Consider the following 24,853-nt stretch of genomic DNA (forward strand, 5'->3'; position numbering starts at 1 on the left):
GCCATGCTGTGGTTGTGTCTGCGTTTCCCCTGCCTCGCGCTGGAGGTCTTCCCTCCCGAGTCTGAACCTGCCGTGGTGGTGGCGCTGCAGCGGGTACAGGCAGTCAACGAGGCCGCTCAGGCAGCCGGCATCCAGCCCGGTCTGCGTCTCGCCTCGGCACTTGCGCTGGCGCCTGGCCTGCAGGTGCATGAGCGCCAGCCGGCGCGCGAAGCGGCGTGGCTGCATATGCTGGCGTGCTGGAGCGAGGCCTTTACGCCGCAGGTGAGCCTGGCGGCGGAGGATGAATTGCTGCTGGAGATTGGTGGCTGCCTGCGCCTCTTCGGTGGCTTGCCGGCCTTGCGCGAACGGGTACGGGCCGGGCTGGTGGAGCAGGGCAGTTTTGCGCTGCAGGGGCTGGCGCCCACGCCGCTCGCAGCGCAGTGGCTGGCGCGGGCCGGCGTGGAAGCGCCATGCCTTGGCGCCGACGAATTGCCGGCGGCGCTGGGGCCGCTGCCGGTACAGGTCATCGACGGTTTCACGCAGGCGCAGCAGCGTACTTTGGCGGCACTGGGCGTGCGCAGTCTGGGCGATCTGCTGGCCTTGCCGGCGGCGGGTCTGCAGCGTCGTTTCGGTGCGGGTCTGCCGCTGCAACTGGCGCAGGCGCTGGGCGAGCGGCCAGACCCGCGCGAGGCCTTCGTCTTTCCTGAGGTTTTTGCCGAGCGCCTGGAGCTGCCGGCCAAGGTCAGTGAGGCCGCCATGCTGCTGTTCGCCCTGCGTCGCCTGCTCGCCGCACTGGCCGGCTGGCTCGCTGCCCGGGCATCGGGCCTGAGCACTTGCCGGATCCTGCTGGAGCATGAGGATGGGTTGACGGCGAGTGAGCTGGCGCTGAGTTTCGCCGAGCCCACGGCGGATCTGGCGCGTTTCGAGCGGGTGCTGCGCGAGCGGCTGGAGCATTACCGGCTGACGGCGCCGGTGTGGCGCGTGCAGCTGCTGGCGGACGAGGCGCAGCCGCTGGCCGGGCGCAGTCTGGGGCTCTTCGGGCAGGAAGCCGCGCAGGCGCTGGCGCCGGTGATCGAGCGCTTGCGTGCACGTCTGGGGGAGGCGGCCGTGCATGGCCTGGCCTGCGTGGCTGATCACCGCCCGGAATGCGCCAGCCGTGCGGTGCCCGAGGCGCAAGCAGGAGGCTCAGCCGTCGCAGCCGGACTCCGGCCACTGTGGTTGCTGCCGCGCCCGCAGGCGCTGGGCGAGCGCGCCGGGGTGCCGCAGCACGAGGGTGCGATTCTGCGTCTGGCCGGCCCGGAGCGCATCGAAAGCGGCTGGTGGTCTGATGCCGGGCAAGGTGGCGATGTGACGCGGGACTATTTCGTGGCCAGCAATCCGCGTGGCGAGTGGTTGTGGGTGTTCCGCGATGCGCAGGGCTGGTGGCTGCACGGGGTGTTTGCGTGAAGCTGCCGGATTACGCCGAGTTGCACTGCCTGACGAACTTCAGCTTCCTGCGCGGTGCGTCGCATCCGGCCGAGCTGATGGCGCAGGCGCGCGCGCGGGGCTATGCGGCGCTGGCGATCACGGATGAATGTTCGGTGGCTGGCGTGGTGCAGGCCTGGCAGGCGATGCGCGAGCTGCAGGCGGAAGATGCGCGTCTGGCGCGGGAAGCGGCAGAGGCCGGCTTGCCCGCGCCGCCCGTGCTGACTATGCCGAAGCTGATCGTGGGCAGCGAGTTCCGCCTCGCCTGTGGTCTGCGTCTGGTGCTGCTGGCGCAGAACCGCGAGGGCTACGGCAATCTGGGCGCGCTGATCACGCTGGCGCGGCGGCGTGCCGAGAAGGGGGCTTATCACCTGACACGCGGCGATCTGGCTGGGCTGACGCCGCACGGCGCCGTGCCGGATTGCCTTGCGCTGTGGCTGCCGGGCGATTCGCCTGAGGAGGCCGATGCGCGCTGGCTGGCCGGGCGTTTTCCGGGGCGTCTGTGGGTTGCCGCCGAGCTGCTGTGCGGCGCGGATGACGCGGCCCGGCTGGCCCGTTTGCAGACCATTGGCGCGGCCTGTGATCTGCCGCTGGTGGCTACGGGCGATGTGCACATGCATGTGCGCGGGCGCCGTCCGCTGCAGGACACGCTGACCGCGATCCGCCTGCGCAGCACTCTGTTTGAGGCCGGGCTGGCCCTGTTCCCGAACGGCGAACGCCATCTGCGCACCCGGATGCGCCTGGCGCGCCTGTATCCCCCCGCGCTGTTGGCCGAGACCCTGCGCGTGGCGGCCTTGTGCCATTTCGAGCTGGGCGAGCTGCGCTATGAATATCCGGACGAGATCGTGCCGCCGGGCCATACGCTGGAGAGCTATCTGCGCCAGGAAACCGAGGCCGGTTTGCTGCGGCGATATCCGGATGGCATTCCGGACAAGGTGCGCGCCGATGTGGAGAAAGAACTCGCCCTGATCGGCGAGAAGGCTTACGAGGCCTTCTTCCTGACCGTCTACGACATCGTGCTGTTTGCGCGCAGTCAGGGCATCCTGTGTCAGGGCCGCGGCTCGGCCGCCAATTCGGTGGTGTGCTATGCCTTGAGCATCACGGCGGTGGATCCGATGCGCGCCAGCCTGCTTTTCGAGCGTTTCCTGTCGCGAGAGCGCGATGAACCGCCGGACATTGATGTCGACTTCGAGCATGAGCGGCGCGAGGAAGTCATCCAGTACATCTACGCCAAGTACGGTCGCAATCGCGCCGCGCTCGCTGCTACGGTAATCCGCTATCGGCGCAGGAGTGCGCTGCGCGACGTGGGCCTGGCGCTGGGCTTTGGCGAAGAGCAGATCACCGCGCTGAGCGCCTCGCTGGCTTGGTGGGATGCGCGCGAAACGCTGCCGGAGCGGCTCGCTGCCATCGGCATGCGGGCAGAGAGCCCGCGGGTGCAGAAATGGCTGGCGCTGGCCGAGGCGATCCACGGTTTTCCGCGCCACCTCTCGCAGCATGTGGGCGGCTTTGTGATCTCGCAGGGGCCGTTGGCGCGCCTGGTGCCGGTAGAGAACGCAGCCATGGCGGAGCGCTCGGTGATCCAGTGGGACAAGGATGACCTCGAAGCGCTGGGGCTCCTGAAGGTTGATGTGCTGGCGCTGGGCATGCTCAGCGTGATTCGCAAGACGCTCGAACTCGTATCGGCACGCCATGGTCGCCTGCTGACGATGAACGACATCCCGCCCAAGGATGCGGCTACTTTCGACATGATCTGCCGGGCCGACACCATCGGCGTGTTCCAGATCGAGTCGCGTGCGCAGATGAGCATGTTGCCGCGCCTCAGACCGCGCGAGTTCTACGATCTGGTGGTGCAGGTGGCCATCGTGCGGCCCGGGCCGATTCAGGGCGGCATGGTCCATCCCTTTCTCAAGGGCCACGCCGAGAAGAGGCCGGTGCAGCAGATCAGCCCCGAGGTGGATGCGGTGCTGGCGCGCACCTGGGGCGTGCCGATCTTTCAGGAACAGGTGATGCAGCTCGCCGTGGTAGCGGCCGGCTTCACGCCGGGCGAGGCGGATCAGCTGCGCCGCGCCATGGCTTCCTGGAAGCAGAAGGGCCACCTGGAGCGCTTCAAGGACAAGCTGCGCGCCGGCATGGCCGCCAAGGGCTTGAGTGCGTTCGCCGAGGCGCTGTGCCGGCAGATCGAGGGCTTTGGCGAGTACGGCTTTCCGGAGTCGCACGCGGCGAGTTTTGCGCTGTTGGCTTATGTGTCGGCCTGGCTCAAATGTCATGAGCCGGAGGCTTTCCTGTGCGCGCTGCTCGATAGCCAGCCGATGGGCTTCTACGCGCCGGCGCAGTTGCTGCAGGACGCGCGCCGGCACGGCGTGGAGGTGTTGCCGGCCGATGTGCAGGCGAGCGAATTGTGCTGCAGCTTGTTGCCGCGCGAGGGCCGAAGGTCGCAGGTGCGGCTCGGCTTGCTGCAGGTAAATGGCCTTTCCGCCGAGGCGGCGGAGGCCGTCGTGGCCGCGCGGGCGCAGGCACCGTTCAGCGATGTGCAGGATCTGGCCGCGCGGGCCGGGTTGGAGAGTACCGTGCTGCGCCGGCTTGCCGAAGCAGATGCCTTGCGTTCGCTGGTCGGACATCGACGCCAGGCGACCTGGCAGGTCAGCGGGGTGCAGCGCGCGCCTGTGGCGGCGAGCCGGCAGGGGCAGGGCGATCTGTTCGCGCAACAGGCCGCACCCGAGGCCGCCGTGCGGCTGGCGGCACCGACGCTGGGTGAGGAGCTGGTGGCTGATTACGCCAGCCTCGGCATGAGCCTGCGCCCGCATCCCCTGAGTCTCTTGCGTGAGCGGCTGGCCGCGCGCCGCTTCCTCAGCGCCGCGGCCATTCGCCGGGCTGGCGACCGGGCGCTGGCTCGTGCGGCTGGCATCGTCATCAGCCGCCAGCGGCCGGGATCGTCCAAGAGCGTGTTTGTGACCCTGGAGGACGAGAGCGGCATGGTGAACGTGATCGTCCACTCGGCACTGGCCGAGCGCCAGCGCCGCGAGCTGCTTGGCGCACGTCTGCTGGGCGTGTATGGCCAGTTGCAGGTGGAAAGCGGGGTGGTGCATCTGATCGCCCAGCGCCTGGTGGATCTTTCCCTCTGGCTGGGGCGGCTGGATACGGTGAGCCGGGATTTTCACTGAGAAATTGCTCGCGATCTGACTGCGAGGCCGCCCATTGATAACTGAGAGGGCTCATGCGCAGCTCGGAATCCTCATTGATCAACATAAACTCCGGTTCCTGTGCAGCGCTTCCCCACGGTTTGCTTTGCACAGCAAACCGGCTGAGGCAGCGCAGAGTAGGCTCTGCTAAACCCTGCCTCGTTCCTGCTGACGGCTTCTCGCTACAGATCGTGAACAGCTTCTGAGTGGATGTTGCATTGCGGCATTCCACCCCGCTTGCACTGTGTCAAACGTCCGTCACGCCCTGCGTGGCATGATCCGACGGCTTTTTTCGGGTTTACCCGGGAAGATTCCCCCTTTGCGGCCAGCCTTTACCTTGATAGTTGGCCGCTATTGCGGGAAAATCGCCGGCTAGCTGGACCACGCGCCGCCATCCCTCTGCGGCGTTTTCATAATTTCTCAGGAGATTTGCAATGGCTGCAAAAGACCGTATGGCCGTTCTGGCCGCGATGATGGACCAGGCTGTGATTCCGGTGTTCTACGATCCGGACGTCGAAGTTTGCAAGAGCGTGATCCAGGCTTGTGCCAACGGTGGCGCCAAGTGCATCGAGTTCACCAACCGCGGCGATTTCGCTTCGCACGTGTTCTTTGAAGTCACCAAGTATTTCGCCAAGGCTGACCCGTCCGTGATCATGGGCGTGGGCTCCATCGTTGAAGCCCCCACCGCTGGCATCTACATCGCCAACGGCGCCAAGTTCATCGTCGGCCCGCTGCTGAACGCCGATGTGGCCAAGGTCTGTAACCGTCGCGGCATCCCCTACAGCCCCGGCTGTGGCTCCGCCACCGAAATCGGTGACGCACAAGAGCTGGGCTGCGAAATCGTCAAGGTGTTCCCGGGTTCCTCCGTGGGCGGCCCCGAGTTCGTCAAGAGCGTCATGGGCCCGATGCCCTGGACGCGCATCATGCCCACCGGCGGTGTCGAGCCGACCGAAGAGTCCCTGCGCAAGTGGTATGGCGCCGGCATCGTAGCTTGCGGTATCGGTAGCAACCTGATCACCAAGAAGCTGCTCGACGCCAAGGATTACAAGGGCATCGAAGAAAACGTTCGCAAGACCGTTCAGCTGGTCAAGACCATCAAGGCCGAACTGGCTGCTAAGTAATCAAGTTTGAATTCTGCCGGGCCGCTCAGCGCAAGCTGTGCGGCCCGCAGTTCAAGAAATCGACTCCATCCACATCCACAGGATTAGAAAATGTCTGAACTGATCATCAAATCCGCCGCCGAGACCAAGTGGGACTGCGTGTCCTTCGGTGAAGTCATGCTGCGTTTCGACCCGGGCTTCGGCCGCGTTCGCAATTCGCGTACCTTCCAGGTGTGGGAAGGCGGCGGTGAGTACAACGTTGCTCGCGCCATGCGCAAGTGCTGGGGCAAGCGCGCCGCTGTCGTCACCGCTCTGCCGAAGAACGATCTGGGCTGGCTGGTTGAAGACTTCATCATGCAGGGCGGCGTGGATATGTCCCACGTCATCTGGCGCGATTTCGACGGTCTGGGTCGTAACACCCGCGTTGGCCTCAACTTCACCGAGAAGGGCTTTGGCCCCCGTCCGGCACTGGGTTGCTCCGACCGTGGCCACTCTGCCGCTTCGCAGATCAAGCCGGGTGAAGTGAACTGGGAAAAGCTGTTTGGTGAAGAAGGCGTGCGCTGGTTCCAGACCGGCGGTATTTTCGCTGCGCTGGCCTCCAACACCGCTGAAGCCGTGCTGGAAGCCGTGGAAGTCGCCCAGAAGTACGGCACCGTCGTGGCTTATGACCTGAACTACCGCGCTTCCCTGTGGAAGAGCCAGGGTGGTAAGGAAGGCGCTCAGAAGATCAACCGCGAAATCGCCAAGTACTGCGACGTGATGATCGGTAACGAAGAAGACTTCACCGCCTGCCTGGGCTTCGAAGTGGAAGGCGCCGACGAGCACCTGACCAACATCGAAACTGACGGTTTCAAGAAGATGATCGAGACCGCCGTTAAGGCCTTCCCGAACTTCAAGGTGGCGGCTACCACTCTGCGTAACGCCAAGACCGCTTCGGTCAATGATTGGTCTGCGCTGGTCTGGTACGACGGCAAGATCTACGAATCGATGAAGCGCGACAACCTGGAAATCTATGACCGCGTTGGCGGTGGTGACGGTTTCGCTTCCGGTCTGGCCTATGGCTTCCTGGAAGGCAAGGGCCCGCAACTGGCCGTCGAGTACGGCGCAGCTCACGGCGCGCTGGCCATGTCGACCCCGGGTGACACCTCCATGGTGCGCGTGGAAGAAGTTGAAGCTGCAATGAAGGGCAAGGGCGCTCGCGTCATTCGCTAAATTTGCGCAGGGTGTTACTGCGCGGGAAAGGCTTGTATCAAGCTCGACCCCGCTCACTACGCGCCCAGCACAAATCTGTTGCTTGAGTAGAGAAAATAAAAAGCCCGCAGGTCGCAAGCCTGCGGGCTTTTTGCTTTTCGGGCCTTGTACGAGTGACACAAAAAAGCCCGCAGCGTTTTCGCTGCGGGCTTGTTCTTACAGGTAGGAGACTCAGAGCGCCTGTTGCTGGAGCAGGTTCTCGACCGGGGCCAGCATTGCCTCGCGCGAGGGCGGGGCGGAGACTCGGCGTGGGATCAGCTCAGCGTCGAGCAGGCGCTCGATGCGGGCAAAAACTTCGTAGCGTGAGAAGGGCTTCTTCATGAAGTCGTCGGCGCCGATGCGGGTACCGAAAAACTGCTCGGTGGCCTGCTCGTTGCCACTGATCATGATCACCGGAATCTCGCGTGTGAGCGGGTCACGCCGCAGGTGGCGCAAGGCGGCGAAGCCGTTCATGCCAGGCAGCACAATATCCAGAAAGATCAGTTCCGGTTTGTCCCGGCGTGCGATATCTAGGCCTTGTTCGGCATCCAGAGCCTCCAGCACCACGTAGCCAGCGGTGCGCAGGATCTTGCGGAACACGGCAACGATAGTCGGTGAGTCATCAATGATCAGCACTTTTGTACCGTCACGGGCATTCACGCGCGGGCGGGTGCGGCGCTCCAGTGGCAGTGGCAGGATCTCGGCGCCGGCGCTGTTGCTTTCGGCATCCGGCGAAGCCGGTGCCGGAGTTTTGGCTAGGATGGATTTGAGGGTGTCGAGAATGCCCATGGTGGTGTTCCGTTTCAGTCTGCAGTCGGTGTCTTGTCCGCGGTCTTCGGGTCGATAACCCGGATGGCCGGAGAACTGTTGCCCACCCCGCGCAGCTCGGGGCGGTACATGTCTTCAGCGAAGCTTGTGGGGACACCGTAAGTGCCCGGTGTCACCACGCGCAACAGGTAGAAGAGCGTCAGCTTGTTGGCGCCCAGCTTCACGGCGGCGACGAAGCGGTCATCGCGGAACTCGCGGTGACGGATGCGCTCGTCGCTCATGGCCTCGGCCACGTTCACGCCGCCCACGCTGAACTCGGAAGCCTGTGGCCCTTGTGACAGGTTCAGGTTCTCTATTTCCAGCCCGGCCGGAATGTGGTCGATGATCATGCCGTCCTCGATCGTCTGCCAGGCCGTGGCGGTGATCCGCGCGATGAGCATGTCACCGGTGCGCAGCGGGCCACCCTTCCAGGCGCTCCCGTCGGTATTGAACCACTCACGGCTGAGCTTGATCTGGTCGTCCTTCGGAGCGGGCGGCTTGAGCGGATAGCCGGCGGCCTCGATTTCGATAAAGAGCGGTGCGCTGCCCTTGTTCTCGATCGCAATGCCTTTGGCCAGCGCGGCGATATCCAGGCTGCGCATCTCGTCGCGCTTCGAGCTGAGGGTGTCCGTGCGCTCGCCTTGCCTGAGCAGCGCAGTCCATTCGCCACTGCCTTCCGCCGTGCCCTGGGACTGGGCAGCGAGGAATAGCGCGAGGCGTTCCTGCGTCGACAAATAAGAACGGCCGCCAAGGCTGTCGGCCAGATCGAAGAGCAGGTTTTCGCGACGTGGATGGGCTACTTTATGGCGCACCAGCAGGGCGTAGCTCAGAGCCAGGTCGCGCGAGCGGCTGCCGTAGTCGCCGAGCCAGGGGCTGTAGTTCTCGGGCTGGATGCCGTAGCGGCGATTCACGGCTTCATCCAGCGCCACCTTGGCCCTTGCGGCGTCACCCATCTGCTGCAGGGCCAGCGCAAGGTGGATCAGGGGCAGGGGGGACTTGGCGCGATCGCGGTACTGGTCGTGCAGGATGCGCAGGGTGGCCAGCGGCGCTTTCTGCTCACGTGCCAGCATGTAGGCTAGATGTGCCATTTCGGCAAAGCGCTGGTGGCTGTTGCGCAAGAGCTCGTAGTCCTGATGCTTGTAGCGGCCGTTCTCGTCCGGCTTGAGCGTGGCAGGCAGGCTCGGGAAGTTGTTCGGTGCGCTTTGCAGGGTGGTGAGCATCCAGTCCTGCGCGTTCTTGAGCATCGCGTCGGGCACCGTGAAGCCCTGAGCGCGGGCGTCCAGCAGGAAGCCGCTGACATAGGCGGTGAGCCAGGTTTCGTAAGGCCCGCTGCCCCACAGGTTGAAGCCGCCCTTGGCGCCCTGCATGCCGGCGATGCGGCCGATGGCGCCCTCGATGAAACGGGCGCGCTCTTCACGGCTGCGCGGCTCGATGCCAAAAGCCTTGCCTGCCACTTCGTCGATGAAGACATGCGGATAGGCCGCACTGGTCGTTTGCTCAAGGCAGCCGTAGGGGTAGTTCAGCAGACCCTTGACGATGCTGTTCACGTTCAGCGGCGGCTTGGCTGAGACGGTGATCGAAAGCGTGCTGGAGCCGCGGAAATACTTCTCGACCAGAGCCGGGTCGAGCTTGAAGTTGCCGTCCGGCTCGATCTTCGCGCGCCGTACTTCGCGCATCAGCGGCAACGGAGGCTGCACCTGCAGGGCGGCTTCACGCACGATGCTGATGGGCTTGGCACCACTGCCCTTTACTTCGAGGCGGATACGGGCGAGCCCGATGGCGTCGGTCGGTTCGGCGGTGAAGCGCAAGGTCTGGCGCTGCTTGTCGCGCAGGCTCAGCTTGCGTTCGCCATCGCGGATCGCCAGTGGGCTGGCGGCGGAAAGGCGGATGCTGATCTCTTGAGCGCTGCCCGAAAGGTTGGTGACATCCAGCGCAATGGTGGCCTGATCGCCCGGTGCAATGAAGCGCGGCATGGCGAGCTCGGCCACGATGGGCGCGGCAACGATCATTTCGCGCTCGGCGGAGCCGTAGTTGTCGGCGGTGGAGGCTACCGCCATCAGGCGCAGGGTTCCGTTGAAGTCCGGAATGTCCAGCGTGATGCTGGCTTCACCCTTGGCATCGAGCAGCACCGGCCCGGAGAAAAGATCCACCAGCTTGACCTTCTTGGGCATGCTCTGGGTGTCGCGCTTGCCGGCGTCACCGCCCCATTTGAGCTTGCCGCGATCGCCATCCATCTTCTCGATCAGCTTGCCGTAGAGGTCCAGCAGATCGGGCGCGTAGCGATGCTTGCCGAAGAAGAAGTCAAAGGGGGCGGGCGTCTTGAAGTTGGTGATGTTGAGGATGCCGACATCCACGGCCGAGAGCGTGACCATGGCCTGCTTGCCGGCGGCGCCCTCGACCTTCACCTTGACCGTTGTCTTCTGCTCGGGCAGTACCTTGGCCGGTGCTGTCAGGGCCACTTTCAGGCGCCGCTCCTCACGCTGCAGGGGCAGGTGGATCAGGCCCAACGCGCGTGCCGGGGTGACGCGGTCGCCCTGGCTGCCGGGGCGGAAGGCCAGCACCGAGATGTAGAGGTCGTGGCGGCTCCAGCTCTTGTCGACCGGAATCGTGAGGCTGCTGCCGCTGGCGGAGACGCTGATGCGGCGGCTCCACAGCACCTTGTCCGCTTCGACCGTGACCAAGGCTTCACCATCGTGTGGTGGCACGATGTTGAGTTTCACGCTGTCACCTTCCTTGACCGGTGCGCCTTCAAGCTTGAGCTGGACGCGGTCCGGTCGGTTGCCGAGATCCTCGGCTTCCTGAGCGCCCCAGCCAGCGTAGAAGCGATAGCGCATCGTCATGCCGGTGCTGGCGTCCGTTACTTCCAGCCGATAACGGCCATAGCCGACCGGTAGGGAAAGCTTGCCAGGCTGCTTGAGCGCCAGCTTGCCGGCCTGTTCGAGCTCTTCGGTTTCGGTAAAGCCGGAGTGCCAGCCTTTCTGGTCATCAAAGCGCCAGTAGTATTGGCGATCTTCACGGTAGAGGCGGAATGCGGCCTCGTTGAGCGGGGCGAACTTGCCATCCGTGCCGACGCGGATCAGCTCGAACTCGGCTGGGCTGCTCTCGCGGGCTACGTTGCGATCGAAGGCCGGGCGTACGCCGATCAGCTGGGCGGCCGGCCACCAGGTGCGCTCGATCGAGCGAACCACCGGGCGGCCACCGGATTCGAGCAGGCTGAAGCTGGCACGCACGGTGAGTGGCGAGCGCGCGCCGCTGGCATCGAAGGGCACCTCGACGCTGGCCTTGCCCTGCTCGTCGAGGGCGCTTTCGTCGAGCTCGGCACGGCGTTTGCGGCTGTCGTCGGCGAAGTCGCCGAAGATGAAGTTGGGCCATTTGGCGGCGAGCGGATTGAGCTCGCGCTCGGTGGCCACGCTGCCAAGCAGGCGGTTGCCGGCGGCGGGTGCGCCGAAGAGGTAATCCCCCTGTACGGCGACCTTGAAGTCTGCGTCCCCCAGCAGCAGGGGCTGATCATTGCGTAGCTGAAGCTTCATGCGCTCGGGCAGGAATTCCTCGACCTGGAAGCTCCACACCTTGTCGGCCGCCTTCGCGGCCGGGTCGCTGCGCAGGGCCAGCGTCCAACTGCCGGTCTGGGCATCGGCCGGCAGGCTGACGCGCTGGCGGAAGTAGCCGGGCAGCTTGCTGTCCGGCTGCCAGCTCTGGGTCAGCACGCTCTTGCCGTCCGGCCGCATCAGGGTGGCCTGCAAGGGTTGCGGCGGCTGCACATGGCCATCCGCATCGCGGGCCAAGATGGAGACCTCGAAGCTCTCGCCGGGGCGGTAGAGATCGCGTCCGGCATACACGAAGAGCTTGTTGCGATTGGGTTGATGGCCGCCGGTGTCGAACTCCGAGAGATCCAGTGCCGGTTCCTGCAGGGCGACCAGTGACATTTCCTTGCCGCGGCGGGCCAGCAGCAGGCGTGCATCGGTCGGTACGCCGGCCAGGGCTGCGTGACCATCGCCGTTAACGCGGCCATTGGCGACGCGTTTGCCGTTGGCGTCGAGCACTTCCACTTCTATGTCCCCGAGCGCTTTGCCACTGGCCAGCGAGGTGGTGAATACGTCCAGCTGTTGCACATTGCGGCGTGCGTGCAGGCCGATGTCGCTGACGTAGAAGTAGGTCGTCTGGTAGTCATCACGGAAGCGGCCGGGCTGGCTCATCACCGCAATGTAGATGCCGGGCTCCTGCAGCTCCTTGATGGTCTCGACCGGCAGGTGGGTTACCTTGCGCGCGTTGGGCTTGTCGCTGGTCAGAAAGCGGCCCATGTACACGCTGCTGGACACCTCGCGCAGGCGGTCGAGCTGGTAACTCCAACTGCGGCCCTTGAGCTTGCTGTTGTCGCCCTCATAGCCATAGCAGTCGTAGCACTCGCCTTCTTCGTCACCATCGTAGCTCGGACCCTGATGGCGTATGCCCAGAACGGTTTCGATGAAGCGCGGCATCTGTGCTGGTTCCACGCGCAGAAATTGCACGTCCACCTCCGACACGTTCACTGTCACCACCGGCAGGCCGCCGTTCTGTTTTGCGGGCAGTACCGTTCCCTTGCTGGCGAAGAAGAAGGAGGGCGGCATTTCTTCGCTGGCAACGTCACACTCCTTGGCTGCCACGAGCTTGGCGCCGGCGGCGGCTTTGAACTCGGCGGCGATGCGGATGCGGTAATTACGTTGTGGCTTGATGTAGGGGAAGAACAGCACGCGCGGGTTGCTGCCGATTACCCAGCTGCCGGGGAGAATTTTCTCGTTGCTGCTGGCCTTGCCATTCTGTGCCGGACCCTGATTGGAGCTTTGTTCGCTGCTGCTGTCTGCTGCGCCATCAATGCGGCCCAGATCCACCACCTGCAGCAGCTTGTCGAAGGATTGACCGCTTGCCACCGGTTCCGAAAACACGACAGCCAGGGCGGGCTGGTCTTCGAACAGGCGGGATTGGCAGGTATTGGCTTCAAAGGGGCCATCAGCCTGGGCGATCACGGCATCGCCACCGATCATCTGAGGGGTTCGCTGCGTCTTCCACCACCAACCGGCCATCGCGGCCAGGGCAATGAATGCGGCCGCAATTGCGGCGAGGAGTTTGTGCCTGGTCATGCTGGAATCCCCGGGAGGCGTGCCTGGATCGCTACACGTGCGGTCAGGGCTGTGTTGTGATGGCAGAATTCTGCCATCCGGACCAAAGGCGGAACGGGGCCGGAAGGGCAGGAGTGGCAGGCGTGCGACGGATGGCGTGTCAGCGTCGTTGGCGCGTTGAATCAGGCATCCGTTCTGGGGATTTCGCCATCCAGCTGGCCGCTTAGAAAGTCGAGAGCATCCTTGAGCATGGCCGGGCTGATGGTGTGGCCTGTGGCGTACTCCTTGAGGTCTGCTGCCGTACCTTTTTTCGAGAAATACTTACAGGCTGTGACCGATTCGGAGCAGGCCACAACTTCGTCCTGGCTACCGTGTTGAAGCAGCAGGTTCAAGTGCTGCATGGCCGTGGCCGGTGCCGCTTGCGCTGTGCAAGCGGCAAGCAGGCGTCCGGCAATGCTGACGACGCTCTGCACCATCCGTGGCTCGGTGAGTGCCAGAGCCAAGGCCATGGCGCCTCCCTGGCTGAATCCGAGAATGTGTACTTGTTGCGGGGCCGCGCCGGAGCTTGTGACCAAATCTGCTATGTGCTGCACGAGCCACTGTCGGCTGGCCTCGATCTCTTCTTCATCAAAGATGCTGCCATGAGGGGAGTCAAAGCGTTCGTACCAGCGGTAATAGCCGGGAGCCATTTCGTGTGGGGCACGCAGGCTGATGACCAAAAAGCGCGGATCGACATGGCGTGCCAGAGCGAACAGGTCGTCCTCGTTGGCCCCCTTGCCATGCAGCAGGACCAGCAATGGAGGGTGCTGTGTGGAGACTTCGGGCGAACGCAGTCTGAAGTTCATTGCTCAAGATGGAAGCGAGGATGAATCCAGTCAGCATGGTCACTGCGATTCTCTCCGAGCGCGTCCGTAACTAAGGTGAGGGTTTTCGCGTTACGCACATCTACCTGAGCGTTGACTGCACTCTTGCCGCCGCTCATGGGACCGCTCTTCCAGACCAGTGCGTTGTCAGCCAGGATGCTGAACTCGGCGTAGCCGCCTCCTTCTGTAGCGTCATCAATGCCGGCACGAGTACTGAAGCTGATAGCTTTCTGCGGCACGGGAATAGTGATGCTTGATGCAGCATGTGTGCCAAAGCCGCTTGCGAACTTCTCTCCGCCGACGCGCAGGGCCCTGCCGGAAACTGCGGCGTTCAAAGCCAGATCACCCCACTCCTGCTGCACCATACGTCCCGTGATGCTGGTGGCGTCAATCCATCCCTCGTGGCTTGGCAGGGCGCGATTGACATGGAACCCGGTCGTGGCCAGCCATGAGCTGAACGCGAGAATCAGCCAGGCGCTGATCGGAATGCGCGCATAGCAGGCGCGCCAGTGGATGCTGGCCCAGAGTCTGGGTGCCAGCATCCAGAGCACAAACAACACAGTAAGCGCCGCCACTGCGTATTCGAGGGCGATTCCGCGTGGAGGCAGCAGGAGAAGGATGTTCGCGGCCGACAGCAGGCTGATCCATACGGCATGGACTGCGAATTGCCGGTTGCAGGCTGCGGCTACCAGGGCGATGACCGCCGCCGGGAACATGTAACGCTCATGCATTGCCGGCAGAAGAAGGAAGAAGGCACAGGCCGAGATGATGGCATTCCGCCAGTGAGTGGATTTTTGTTGTGTAAGGAAGGAACTGGTCGTCAGCACAAGACCAAGCGCAGCATAGAAACCCATGCCCAGATATTTCGGCGTAAATAGCCTGTACCAGCCCTCCGGGCTGGCCGCCCAGTCGAAGATAACCAGACTGTCCGGTCGCATGTTTAAGCCAAACAGGTACCAGAGATTGGCCCCGTTCATCGTGGCATAGGGGTACAGGCTGGACGCCTTCAGGTAGGTCTGATCAAACATTGACCCTGTGCTGCCTGCAAGGAAATAGGGCAGCAGCAGGAGCACCGCGATACCAAGTGCGGGAACAGCTCCGAACCACAGGCGGTGGCTGTGCCGGCGATGCCACAGGAGCGGCAAGATGACCGGGGCGACGCAGATGGTCTGGAACTTGGTCAGCACCGCGATCACGAGAATGGGCAGGCTCAGGATCAGGTAGCGGCCTTCAATCAGCGTATAGAGCGCCAGCACCAGCAGGAACGAGAACAGCAGGTCGACCTGTCCCCACAGCGGGCCGTCGATGAGCAAGGCAGGGTTGAGCGCGGCAAATCCGATAACGATATTCCACTCCAGATCATTCGCAACGGACCGCTTGAGGCAACGATCCAGCAGTAGCAGCAGCAGCCCGTGTGCAAGAACGATGGGCGCGTTGCACAGGTGGCGCAAGAGCAGATTGGCCTCCGGTGTGATCTGCAGGCCACTCATGAATTTGCCGACTAGCCAGAGCCAATGCATGTACAAAGGCGGGTAGTTGGCCTCCAGATTTTCGAAGCCGTTGCGTTGCAGTTGTCCGATCCAGTCCACCCAGAATGCGATGTCGCTGCCGAAGCCATCCGTGCTCGCCAGCAAGATGTTCACAATGGTGACGACCATGAGCCAGAAGCCCAGAGGGCGCTCGCCGCTATGGCTGAATACGGACGGGTATTGTGTGGCGGAACGCTGCGGCATGATCGGCGTCGGGATAATGGTTAGGTGTCTTTTCTGCTCTTGAAGGCGCAGCCTTCCAGACGGTCTACTTGAAAGCGTGGTCGATTCTTTGCTTCGGTGTAGATCTTGGCGACGTATTCGCCTATCACGCCAAGGCTCAGCAGTTGCACGCCTCCCAGAAAGTACATCGGGATGACGGTGGAGGCCCAGCCGGGCAGGGCTTCATCGGTGAACAGGCGAATGACCAGACCCCAGCCGGCGAGCGCGAGGCTGACGATGGAAATCAGGATGCCGATCGAGGTGATCAGTCGCAGCGGGTAGGTTGAGAACGAAGTGATGCCCTGCCACGCGAAGGACAGCATCTTGCTCAGCGGGTATTTCGACTCGCCGGCGAAACGCTCGGCGCGGTCGTATTCTACGGTGGCGCTTTGGTAGCCCAGCAGGCGTACCATGCCGCGCAGGAAGAGGTTCACTTCCCTGTATTCGGACAGCGAATCAAGCGCACGACGCGAGAGCAGGCGGTAGTCGGCGTGATTGAAGACGATGTCGACTTTCATCGCGGCCATCAGCTTGTAATAGCCTTCGGCAGTGAAGCGCTTGAAGAAGGTGTCGGTGTCGCGACGCTTTCTCACGCCGTAGACGATCTCACAGCCTTCACGGTAGTGGCGAACCATCTGCGGGATGACGTCCAGATCGTCCTGCAGGTCTGCGTCCACGCTGATCAGGGCATCGCCGGGGGCGGTCATCAGGCCACAAAAAAGCGCGTTCTGATGGCCGCGATTGCGCGAGAGCTTGATGCCGCAGACTTCCGGGTGTGCGGCGGAGAGCTCCTGAATCAGGGCCCAGGTCTTGTCGCGGCTGCCGTCATCGACATAGAAAATTGCACTGGCTTCGCTGACCAGACCTTCCTGACGCATGCTGGCCAGAAGCGGAATCAGCCGGCGGGTGGTTTCGCGCAGCACTTCCTCCTCGTTGTAACAGGGAATGACTAAGCCGATGGTGGGCGTACTCATGATGGATGCCTCGAACGGAAAGACCAGATGGCGTTGATGACGTAATTCCAGACCAGCACGCAGCCGGTGGCCAGGATCTGAGCGGCTGCAACAGGCAGGCCCAGCGCGATCAGGCCGAGCAGGACCAGCTGGTTGATCCCCAGACCGGCTGCCGCGGTGAGCAGAAAGCGGGGGAGACTGTCGCGGTGCCGGTGGCTGCCTCCGAAGGTGAAGCGCGCGTTGGCCCAGTAGTTGTAGAAGGTGCTCAGGCTGTAGCCGGTGGCCGAAGCTGTTGCTGCCGTGCACAGGCTGGTGGCCAGCAAGGCGGCCATGATCAGGTAGTGCAGCGCCGTGGCACTGCCGCCAACCAGCAGGAAGCGCAGGAAAGAGCTGGGGCCGAGATGCGTCATCGTGTGGCGATGGAAAAGAGGAAGAACTGCATGGAAAGCATTGCCAAAAACCTATTTATCTGCCCATAAGGGAAGTGTTTGCCATCATAACGGCTTATCACTGTGTTGCGGCGGGGCAGATAGGCCTTCTTTGTAAGATTTTTTCTGACAGTTGCAAATATGCCGAGACGAAAAAAAGCCTGGTGATTTGGAGTCACCAGGCTAACCATCTGCTTGGCAGCAGGAGGAGTCATCGGGACGTGGCTTGCGCCACGATGATCAGTTGCCGCTGCCGGTTCCGGAATTGTTGTATTCCCAGAAACGGGCGGTTGAGCTGGAATAGGCCGCGCCATTGGTGCCGGCCGCCCAGGGATCGGTGATACGGACATGCGCGCTGATGGCCGTGTCACGTATCACCAGTTGGCCTTTGGCGCCCGATTGCGCCCAGTTTCGACCCAGATAAGTCTTGCCGGTGCCCGCGCTGCCGGTGGAGTTCAAGGTGCTGTTGGTGACCAGGAAGCCGTAGCTGTTGGTCGACTGGGTGCTGGGGGCAAAAATGTAGCTGGTGGCCGAGGCGCCCAGACGCGCGCCGGTGTACTGGATGGTGCAGCCATAGAAGGCGGCGGTGCCGTGACCGAAGATGAAGTCCACATCCCCCTGCACGAAGCTCGACTTGAAGAAGGCGCGGATTACCGCGCTGTAGCTGGTTGAGCCAATGAACAGGGTGTCCTGATTGCCGATCACCTGCACGTTCTCGAAGATCGCCTTGTCGCCGCGCACCGATAAGGCCAGGGCGGACTGGTTGCTGCCGCTGTAGCTGCCCTCGGTGTAGCTGTTCTTGAAAGTCAGGTTGCGGGCGCGGAAGTCTTTGGACATCACCGTGAAGCTGGCACTGTCACTGGTGCCGACGGTGGTAGCCGAGGCGTTGCTGGCGCACTTGGAGGTGGCGGTGCCGGTGGCTTTTGGCGTCAGGTTGGAATTGTTGTAATGAAGCACTGTGTTGCCAGCGCTGGCGTCCAGACCGTAGAGCGTGATCGGTGGCGCGGAGGAGGGGATGCACACCACTTCCTTGTAGGTGCCGGCCTTCACGCTGATGTACTTGCGGCTCGTGCCGCCAGCCGATACGGCGGCGTTGATGGCCGCCTGGATGGTGGTGTAGCTGGCGCTGCCGTCGGCGGCGACCTTGTAGTTGGCGGTGAAGCCACTGATGGCGCCAACGCCGCCAGTGGGATCCCAGTTATCCGTCGTGAGCGAGCCGATGGTGCCGGCCTGGGCCATGTACTTCGAGATCGTGTAGCCGGCCGCTGCCGTACTGCTCAGTTGCGGGCGGGCGGTGGTGGAGCTGACGGCGAGGGCACTCGGGCTGGCCAGCAGGCTGGCAGCCATGAGCGCCAGCGCGCCGATAAGGCGGTGGCTTGATTGCATGTTTGTCTCCAAAAGTCCGTTGTGAAACGTGATTGGCCTTTTTCAGGCTCTGGGCCGGATGTTTCCGGTCACGCGATTATAGTTCTGATATCGGTAACAAATGGAGTCTTTATCGGTTTTTGCAGGCTTGCCCGGGGGCGGCGGGCTCAGGCGCCGGGCAGGCGGATGTGGAATTGGCTGCCCGTGCCGGGCGTGCTGCGTACTTCGATTTGGCCGCCCAGTGTGTCTTCGACGATGTTGCGCACGATATCGAGACCGAGTCCGGTACCACCCTGGCCGGCGCGCGTCGTGAAGAAGGGTTCGAAGATGCGCGCCTGGACTTCGGGGGCCATGCCGCTGCCGTTGTCGCTGATCTGCAGGCGGGCGCAGCCAGTTTCATCCCGCCTGGCTTCGATGCGGATCTGCTGCGTGCCGTCGCCGACATTACCGGCCGGAAAGGCATGGGTGAGGGCATTGCTGACCAGGTTGGTGATGACCTGGGCCAGCGGGCCGGGGCTGGTGTCGAGCTCCAGATCTGGCGGGATGTTGAATTCAAGACGTGTGCCACGTCCCTTGAACATGGGTGAGAGGGTGTAGCCAAGCTGCTCTAGCCAGCTTCGCAGCATGATTTGGCGGCGCATCGAGGTGGCTTGATCCAGCGCCATGTCCTTGAAGCCTTCGAGCAACTCATGGGCACGCTCGAGATTGCGGTCGAGCAATTTGCGGGCTTCGCTGACGGTATCGAGGAAGTCGCTGAGATCGCGCTGGCGCAGGGTGCCGTCTGCCTGCTTGCGGCGAACGCTGGCGAGGTTTTCATCCAGGATGCCGCTGGCCATCCAGCTGTTGCTGATCGGGTTGCTGATGTCATGAGCGAAGAGCGCCACCAGCTTGCCGAGGGTGGCGAGTTTTTCGCTCTGGGCAAGTTGCAGATGGGTGGATTCGAGGCGGGCGAGGGTTTCGCGCAGGGACTGGTTGGCTGCCTCCAGCTCGCGGGTTCGTTCGGCCACGCGTTCGCTCAATGAGGCGTTGGCTTCCGAGAGTAGGCTGGCATTTTCGGCGTGTGCGGCGAGCAAGGCCTGCTCGGCCTGCTTGCGTTCGGTGATGTCCTGATGCGTGCCGGAGAGGCGCCGCGCCGTGCCATCTGCGGCACGTGCAGTGACTTCGCCACAACTCTGGATCCAGCGATATTCGCCACTCTTGCAGCGCACGCGTATGTCCACGCGGTATTGCTCGATCTGACCTGAGCTGAGGGCCTGGGCTGCGCTCATGAGGCTGGACAGGTCATCCGGGTGGACCCGTGCGGTGAATGCATCGACCGACTCGTCCATTTCTTCGTCGGTATAGCCGAGCATCTGTTTCCAGCGCGCATCGAAACGGTTGCGGCCCGAGTCCAGCTCCCATTCCCAGCAGCCCAGGCGCCCAGCGGCCAAGCTCAGTTCCAGGCGCTGCTTGGCTTCGCTGAGTTCCTGGGTGCGTCGGCCGACTTCGTTTTCGAGGCCTGTATTCAGCGTCGACAGGGCCTGTAGGCTGGTGTCGAGACGGCTGCGCGCCTCGGCAAAAGCGGCCAGCAGACTGCCCAGTTCATCACGGTGTGGATATGCCGGCTGGGCCATTTCATCTGCCGCGCCTTTGCGCCAGTGGCGCAAGGCTTCGGCCATGGCGGCCAGTGGCTGCGATAGCTCGCGGTGGATGATCCAGTAGAAGAGGGCCCACAGCGCGGCGGCCATGACGAAGGAGTTGAGCAGGGTGGCTAGAAGGCTGTAACGCATCTGCGCGAGCATCAAGGCGTGACTGGAGTACAGCTCGAAGTGACCGACCGTGATGGTGTTTGCGCCGGGCGCTGCGTGCTCCAGCGCTACGCTCAGCGGTGGCATTCCAGCAGGTTGGCGGGCATCGAGATTCCCTGCCCAGATCAGCACGCGGCCGACTTCGTCGCTGATACGGATGGCGCTGACCACTGGCGAGCGCTCGATGCCGGCGGCGAGATCGGCCAGCTGTCGTCGGTCCATGGCCCACAGCGCTTCGCCCAGACTGGGTGAGAAAGCGCGTGCGAGGTAGTTGAGCTCGCTATCAATGGCCTGGCGGGTGGAGACGTACAGAGTGAACAGTTGCAGCGCGGTGAGTGCCGCCGCCAGCAGCAGATAGGCAGGCAGGAGCTGGCGGAACAGGCGGCGGGCGAGTAGATGCGGCGAGCGCATGCGGAGTCCAGAAGTAGCGACGTCCCCAGTCTAGCCGCGGTTGTTACCTGCCCGATTCGCTTTATGCGTTAAATACGTCAAATTCTGCAATTCATTTGCGAAATCTGTGATTTTTTACCGCACTTCCTGGGCGCTGAGGCGCTTTGCCGGGCACTGGGCGCTGAAGCATGGCGCTGGCGCGCGGCACCAGCTGATGCGGGCTATTGCCGATCAGGTCGCGACGATTGATGTCGACGAGGAACTCGCGGATCAGCTCATGGTTGTCCGGGTCGTGGTAGCGGAGCAGCGCCTTGTGCAGTCTGCGCTGTTTGGCCAGGCGCGGCGTCTCCACGTCCTCCGAATCCTGGGAGACTTTCCTCAGCGGATTCTTGCGCGAGTAATACATGGCGGTGGCCATCGCCAGCGGCGTGGGCGTGAAGGCCTGCACTTGATCCGGGCGGAAGTTGTTCTGCTTCAACCACAGCGCCAGATTCAGCATGTCTTCATCCGCCGTGCCGGGGTGGGCGGCGATGAAGTAGGGCACCAGATGCTGGGTCTTGCCGGCTTCCTTCGAATACTTGTCGAACATCTTGCGGAAGCGCTCGAAGCTGCCGATGCCCGGCTTCATCATCTTGGAGAGCGGGCCTTCTTCGGTGTGTTCCGGGGCGATCTTCAAGAGGCCCGAGACGTGGTGGGTCACCAGTTCCTTCACGTACTCCGGCGAGCGCACGGCGAGGTCGTAACGCAGACCTGATCCGATGGTGATTTTCTTCACGCCGGGAATCGCGCGTGCCTTGCGATACAGCTCGATCAGCGAGTCGTGGCTGGTGTTGAGGTTCTCGCACACGCCCGGATACACGCAGGACAAGCGCCGGCAGGAGGATTCGATTTCCTTCGTCTTGCAGGCCATGCGATACATGTTGGCAGTCGGCCCGCCGAGATCCGAAATATGCCCCTTGAATTCCGGGATCTTGTCGCGGATCTCCTCGATTTCCTTGATGATCGATTCGTGCGAGCGGCTCTGGATGATGCGGCCCTCGTGCTCGGTGATGGAGCAGAAGGTGCAGCCGCCGAAGCAGCCGCGCATGATGTTGATCGAGAAGCGGATCATCTCCCAGGCCGGGATGCGCGCCTTGCCGTAACTCGGGTGCGGCGCACGGGCGAAGGGCGCGTCGAAGACGTAATCCATCTCCTCGGTGGTGAGCGGAATCGGCGGCGGGTTCAGCCATACGTCCCGCTCACCATGCGTCTGGCGCAATGCGCGGGCGTTGCCCGGATTGGATTCGAGGTGGAAGACGCGCGAGTTGTGGGCGTAGAGCACGCGGTCTTCGGACACTGCCTCGAAGCTCGCCAGGCGCACCACGGTCTTGGCGCGCTGGGCCTTGCGGGCCGCGACGCGGGCGGCGGCGGGCACGATCTGCACCGGCAGCGAGCCGTCGGCGTTCGGCGCGGTGGCGGTCTGCTGCGGCTCCATGGCGTAAGGGTCGGGATGCGGATCGACGCGGCCCGGTTTGTCCAGACTCAGCGAGTCGATCTCGCTCCAGTCGGCGTCCGGCAGCCAGTCGCGCTTGACCATGAAAGCCGTGCCGCGCAGGTCGCGGATTTCGCCGATTGGCTCGCCTGCGGCCAGCCGATGCGAGAGCTCGACCAGCGCGCGTTCGGCGCTGCCGAAGATCAGCAGGTCGGCCTTGGAATCCGGCAGCACGGAGCGGCGTACCTTGTCGCTCCAGTAATCGTAATGCGCGATGCGGCGCAGGCTGGCTTCGATGCTGCCGATGATCACGGGCACGCCGGGGAAGGCCTCGCGCGCACGCTGGGCGTACACGGTGACGGCGCGATCCGGCCGCTTGGCGGGCGCGGCGTCCGGCGTGTAGGCGTCGTCCGAGCGCGGTTTGCGGTCCGCCGTATAGCGGTTGATCATCGAATCCATGTTGCCGGCGGTCACGCCGAAGTACAGATTCGGTTTGCCCAAGGCGCGGAAGGGTTCGGCCGAGAGCCAGTCCGGCTGGCTGATGATGCCGACGCGGAAACCCTGGGATTCGAGCAGACGACCGATCAGCGCCATGCCGAAGCTGGGGTGATCGAGGTAGGCGTCGCCGGTGACGAGGATGATGTCGCAGCTGTCCCAGCCGAGCGCATCCATTTCCTTGCGACTCATCGGAAAGAAGGGGGCGGGCTTCAGTTTTGGGCGGTGGCGCGGCCAGCTGGCGAGGGGGCGGGGATCGGTTTGCATCAGGCCGCGATTCTACCCGTGAAAGCCTTGCAGGAAGCCCTGCGCAAGGTGTGGACTCTTGTCACGCCGGCGCATGCCAGCACGGGGCTCAGCCCCGTGGCGCCGGATGATTTCGCGAGGGTCGCTTCAGCGTGTGCGCACGCGGAAGTTTGCAACGGAACGCAGCAACTCGTCGGCGAGCTTGTTGAGCTCGCTTGCGGTGCGGGCCGCTTCACTGACCTCGGCATATACGTGCTCGGACATGCGGGCGATGTGTTCCACGTTCTGCGCCACGCTTTCGTTGGTGCTGCGGTGCTCGCGCAGGGCCGTGTTGATCTCGGCAACTGAAGCCAGCACGCGATCCGCGCTGCTGCATACGGCCAGCATGCGGTCCCCTGAGGCTGCGCTGAGCTGGCTGCCCTGCTGCACGCGGGCGACGCCCTGTTCCATGCCTGCGGCGGCGGCGGCCGTATCCTGGCGGATGGCATTGACTGTACGGACGATCTCGTTGGAGGCCTGGGTGGTGCGTTCGGCGAGCTTGCGTACCTCGTCGGCCACCACCGCGAAGCCACGCCCTTGCTCTCCCGCACGGGCAGCTTCGATGGCAGCATTGAGGGCCAACAGATTGGTCTGGTCGGCGATCTCGCGGATCACCGAGATCATGTGTGCGATCTCTTCGGAGCGCTCGCCCAGCTTGCGGATCGAGGCCGCCGAACCTTCGACCACGCTGGCGATACTGCCCATTTCGGTGACGACCTGGCTCACCATCTGATTGCTTTCGGTGGCTCGCTGGCGTGATTCGGAGGAGGCCGATTCGGTATCCCCGGCGTAGTGTGAAATCTCGCCCAGACTGACCGACATCTGCTCCACCGCAGCGGCCATGGCGGATGCCGAGCTGGACTGCTGTTCCGCGTCATCGCTGACCTTGGCCGCGCCTGCAGTGAGCGCAGCTGCGGCCGTCTGCAAGTGTTGGGCGTCGTTTTGCACCATTCGCAGCACATCTTCTACCCGGTCGCACATGGTGTTGAAGCCAGTGGCCACGCAGCCCAGCTCGTCGCGGCTATCGAGTGCCATGCGCTGGGTGAAGTCGCCCTGGCTCATGGCTTGGGTGCCTGCCGAGAGTTCGTCCAGCCCTTCACGCAGGCTGTGATAGAGCGTGGCCAGCCCGAGTAGCAGCAGCAAGGCGCCGGCCCCGCTGCCGCCGATCACCAGCAGCATCATGCGGCCTGCTGAACTGGCCCGCGCGTCGAGCTGCTCGCGCAGGCGCGGCAGGTAATAACCCTTGCCGTCCTTCACCAGTAGCCCGATCGAGTCGGTCAGGCGCTTCCACCACTCGGCTGGTTCGATGCCGAAACGTGCGCTGAGCACCTCTTCGCGGGTGAGTTTGCGGGCTTCTGCCACTTCTGTGTCCATCTGCGCAGAGAAGGTCTCGAAGTGCTTGCGCGCGTCAGCATCCTGCTGGCTTGCGAAGTGCAGCGCAGAGCGCATCTGTTGCCACATCAGTGCGAGCTCGCCCGACAGGGCCGAGAGGGCTTCGCGCTGGTTGTCGTTGATCTGCTTGGCGGCGAGGATGCCGTTGGCGGCGCCACGCAGCTTGCCCAGGCGTTCGGTGACTTCCGGCATGTACATGGTCAGCGCGGCAATCGCGTAGTAGGTGTGCGCTTCCGGATCGAGCGCCAGACCGGATACGTCATTGAGTTGTTGCACCAGCTTGATCAGGGCGTTGATGGTCTGGGTGTGGGCAGCAAAATTCTGTGGACCGGGCAGGGCAAGGCCGCCTTCACGCAGCTTCTGCCAGTCGTCCATGATGGTTCTGGCCGGTTGTTGCAGCGCCCATGCGGCTGGGGTGGCCTGGGCAGCGCTGGCAAAGGCACGTGCGGCTTGCTCGACTTCCGGGGTTTTCTTGTCGAGCCCTGAGCGCATGCCAGCATTGCCGCCGAGCGCCCCGGCGCTCATGCCGCGGTGTTGCTGCAGCAGGAGCAGGAATTCCAGGGTGGGCTCGAACATCGCGAGGCCTTCGCGCTCGGCCTTGGCGGTTTGCCAGGTACGGAACTCATGGCTGCTGGAAAGGCTCACCAGCAGAACCATCACGATCAGGGCAAAGCTGCCCACGATGGCGAACTTGAGATTCCAGTTCAGGTGCTTGAACAGGCGCAGCAGTGGCGCGAGCAGGGTTTTCATGCGCAGGGCTCCGGCAGCAAACAGGGATACATCTGCTTTAACGGCCGCTTTGGGAAAACCCTGAGCCA

General features: G+C 63.5%; 15 protein-coding genes. 4 read left to right on the forward strand and 11 right to left on the reverse strand.

All coding sequences use genetic code 11. From position 1 onward, the window contains the following. The first annotated feature begins 3 nt into the window (after positions 1–3). The 4 genes from Q3Y64_RS00755 to Q3Y64_RS00770 all read left to right on the forward strand — a co-directional run bounded on the left by Q3Y64_RS00755 (position 4) and on the right by Q3Y64_RS00770 (position 6,934). Positions 4–1,425, forward strand: coding sequence for a DNA polymerase Y family protein (locus Q3Y64_RS00755; RefSeq protein ID WP_303559437.1), 1,422 nt, complete (start codon positions 4–6; stop codon positions 1,423–1,425). After that, positions 1,422–4,604 (forward strand): error-prone DNA polymerase, encoded by a 3,183-nt coding sequence (locus Q3Y64_RS00760; protein WP_303559438.1) that lies wholly within the window; start codon positions 1,422–1,424, stop codon positions 4,602–4,604. The genes Q3Y64_RS00755 and Q3Y64_RS00760 overlap by 4 nt, the downstream gene beginning before the upstream one ends. A 452-nt stretch (positions 4,605–5,056) precedes the next feature. Then, the gene (locus Q3Y64_RS00765) at positions 5,057–5,743 is read left to right on the forward strand and encodes a bifunctional 4-hydroxy-2-oxoglutarate aldolase/2-dehydro-3-deoxy-phosphogluconate aldolase (protein ID WP_101942368.1); all 687 of its coding nucleotides are present in this window, start codon (positions 5,057–5,059) and stop codon (positions 5,741–5,743) included. Positions 5,744–5,833: 90 nt separating this feature from the next. Then, on the forward strand, positions 5,834–6,934 hold the full coding sequence (locus Q3Y64_RS00770; RefSeq protein WP_101942369.1) for a sugar kinase: 1,101 nt from the start codon (positions 5,834–5,836) through the stop codon (positions 6,932–6,934). A 210-nt stretch (positions 6,935–7,144) separates the two neighbouring features. On the opposite strand, the gene Q3Y64_RS00775 is transcribed toward Q3Y64_RS00770, so the two are convergent. From Q3Y64_RS00775 to Q3Y64_RS00825, 11 genes are all read right to left on the reverse strand, one after another. Further along, positions 7,145–7,741: a PleD family two-component system response regulator gene (locus Q3Y64_RS00775; protein WP_303559442.1), complete on the reverse strand. Its 597-nt coding sequence runs from the start codon at positions 7,739–7,741 to the stop codon at positions 7,145–7,147. Between the two features lie 14 nt (positions 7,742–7,755). Beyond that, positions 7,756–12,876, reverse strand: coding sequence for an alpha-2-macroglobulin (locus tag Q3Y64_RS00780; RefSeq protein WP_303559444.1), 5,121 nt, complete (start codon positions 12,874–12,876; stop codon positions 7,756–7,758). 161 nt (positions 12,877–13,037) lie between these two features. Next, positions 13,038–13,700 carry an alpha/beta hydrolase gene (locus tag Q3Y64_RS00785; RefSeq protein ID WP_303559446.1) on the reverse strand — a complete coding sequence of 221 codons (663 nt, stop codon included), beginning with the start codon at positions 13,698–13,700 and terminating at the stop codon, positions 13,038–13,040. Next, on the reverse strand, positions 13,697–15,451 hold the full coding sequence (locus tag Q3Y64_RS00790) for an NPCBM/NEW2 domain-containing protein (protein ID WP_303559447.1): 1,755 nt from the start codon (positions 15,449–15,451) through the stop codon (positions 13,697–13,699). Before Q3Y64_RS00790 ends, Q3Y64_RS00785 begins: the two co-directional genes overlap by 4 nt. A gap of 20 nt (positions 15,452–15,471) precedes the next feature. Beyond that, positions 15,472–16,443, reverse strand: a complete 972-nt coding sequence (locus Q3Y64_RS00795) for a glycosyltransferase family 2 protein (RefSeq protein WP_101942374.1) — start codon at positions 16,441–16,443, stop codon at positions 15,472–15,474. After that, positions 16,440–16,832 (reverse strand): GtrA family protein, encoded by a 393-nt coding sequence (locus Q3Y64_RS00800; protein WP_101942375.1) that lies wholly within the window; start codon positions 16,830–16,832, stop codon positions 16,440–16,442. Before Q3Y64_RS00800 ends, Q3Y64_RS00795 begins: the two co-directional genes overlap by 4 nt. Beyond that, the gene (locus tag Q3Y64_RS00805; protein WP_303559449.1) at positions 16,829–17,065 is read right to left on the reverse strand and encodes a hypothetical protein; all 237 of its coding nucleotides are present in this window, start codon (positions 17,063–17,065) and stop codon (positions 16,829–16,831) included. The genes Q3Y64_RS00800 and Q3Y64_RS00805 overlap by 4 nt, the downstream gene beginning before the upstream one ends. Positions 17,066–17,090: 25 nt before the next feature. Then, positions 17,091–18,236 (reverse strand): pectinesterase family protein, encoded by a 1,146-nt coding sequence (locus Q3Y64_RS00810; protein WP_303559451.1) that lies wholly within the window; start codon positions 18,234–18,236, stop codon positions 17,091–17,093. A 146-nt stretch (positions 18,237–18,382) separates the two neighbouring features. Then, positions 18,383–20,413: an ATP-binding protein gene (locus Q3Y64_RS00815; RefSeq protein ID WP_303559452.1), complete on the reverse strand. Its 2,031-nt coding sequence runs from the start codon at positions 20,411–20,413 to the stop codon at positions 18,383–18,385. A gap of 91 nt (positions 20,414–20,504) precedes the next feature. After that, on the reverse strand, positions 20,505–22,625 hold the full coding sequence (locus Q3Y64_RS00820; RefSeq protein ID WP_368506632.1) for a YgiQ family radical SAM protein: 2,121 nt from the start codon (positions 22,623–22,625) through the stop codon (positions 20,505–20,507). 126 nt (positions 22,626–22,751) lie between these two features. Beyond that, on the reverse strand, positions 22,752–24,785 hold the full coding sequence (locus Q3Y64_RS00825) for a methyl-accepting chemotaxis protein (RefSeq protein ID WP_303559454.1): 2,034 nt from the start codon (positions 24,783–24,785) through the stop codon (positions 22,752–22,754). Between the last annotated feature and the right edge of the window lie 68 nt (positions 24,786–24,853).

The sequence above is a fragment of the Uliginosibacterium sp. 31-12 genome (assembly GCF_030548425.1).
Taxonomy (GTDB): Bacteria; Pseudomonadota; Gammaproteobacteria; order Burkholderiales; family Rhodocyclaceae; genus Uliginosibacterium; species Uliginosibacterium aquaticum.

What these genes read in the sequence shown, in the direction of transcription:
- Q3Y64_RS00795 (WP_101942374.1), bottom strand. Translation starts at nt 16,443, where the DNA reads ATGAGTACGCCCACCATCGGCTTAGTCATTCCCTGTTACAACGAGGAG.
- Q3Y64_RS00820 (WP_368506632.1), bottom strand. Translation starts at nt 22,625, where the DNA reads ATGCAAACCGATCCCCGCCCCCTCGCCAGCTGGCCGCGCCACCGCCCA.
- Q3Y64_RS00815 (WP_303559452.1), bottom strand. Translation starts at nt 20,413, where the DNA reads ATGCGCTCGCCGCATCTACTCGCCCGCCGCCTGTTCCGCCAGCTCCTG.
- Q3Y64_RS00800 (WP_101942375.1), bottom strand. Translation starts at nt 16,832, where the DNA reads ATGACGCATCTCGGCCCCAGCTCTTTCCTGCGCTTCCTGCTGGTTGGC.
- Q3Y64_RS00805 (WP_303559449.1), bottom strand. Translation starts at nt 17,065, where the DNA reads ATGACTCCTCCTGCTGCCAAGCAGATGGTTAGCCTGGTGACTCCAAAT.
- Q3Y64_RS00825 (WP_303559454.1), bottom strand. Translation starts at nt 24,785, where the DNA reads ATGAAAACCCTGCTCGCGCCACTGCTGCGCCTGTTCAAGCACCTGAAC.
- Q3Y64_RS00780 (WP_303559444.1), bottom strand. Translation starts at nt 12,876, where the DNA reads ATGACCAGGCACAAACTCCTCGCCGCAATTGCGGCCGCATTCATTGCC.
- Q3Y64_RS00765 (WP_101942368.1), top strand. Translation starts at nt 5,057, where the DNA reads ATGGCTGCAAAAGACCGTATGGCCGTTCTGGCCGCGATGATGGACCAG.
- Q3Y64_RS00775 (WP_303559442.1), bottom strand. Translation starts at nt 7,741, where the DNA reads ATGGGCATTCTCGACACCCTCAAATCCATCCTAGCCAAAACTCCGGCA.
- Q3Y64_RS00790 (WP_303559447.1), bottom strand. Translation starts at nt 15,451, where the DNA reads ATGCCGCAGCGTTCCGCCACACAATACCCGTCCGTATTCAGCCATAGC.
- Q3Y64_RS00770 (WP_101942369.1), top strand. Translation starts at nt 5,834, where the DNA reads ATGTCTGAACTGATCATCAAATCCGCCGCCGAGACCAAGTGGGACTGC.
- Q3Y64_RS00810 (WP_303559451.1), bottom strand. Translation starts at nt 18,236, where the DNA reads ATGCAATCAAGCCACCGCCTTATCGGCGCGCTGGCGCTCATGGCTGCC.
- Q3Y64_RS00785 (WP_303559446.1), bottom strand. Translation starts at nt 13,700, where the DNA reads ATGAACTTCAGACTGCGTTCGCCCGAAGTCTCCACACAGCACCCTCCA.
- Q3Y64_RS00755 (WP_303559437.1), top strand. Translation starts at nt 4, where the DNA reads ATGCTGTGGTTGTGTCTGCGTTTCCCCTGCCTCGCGCTGGAGGTCTTC.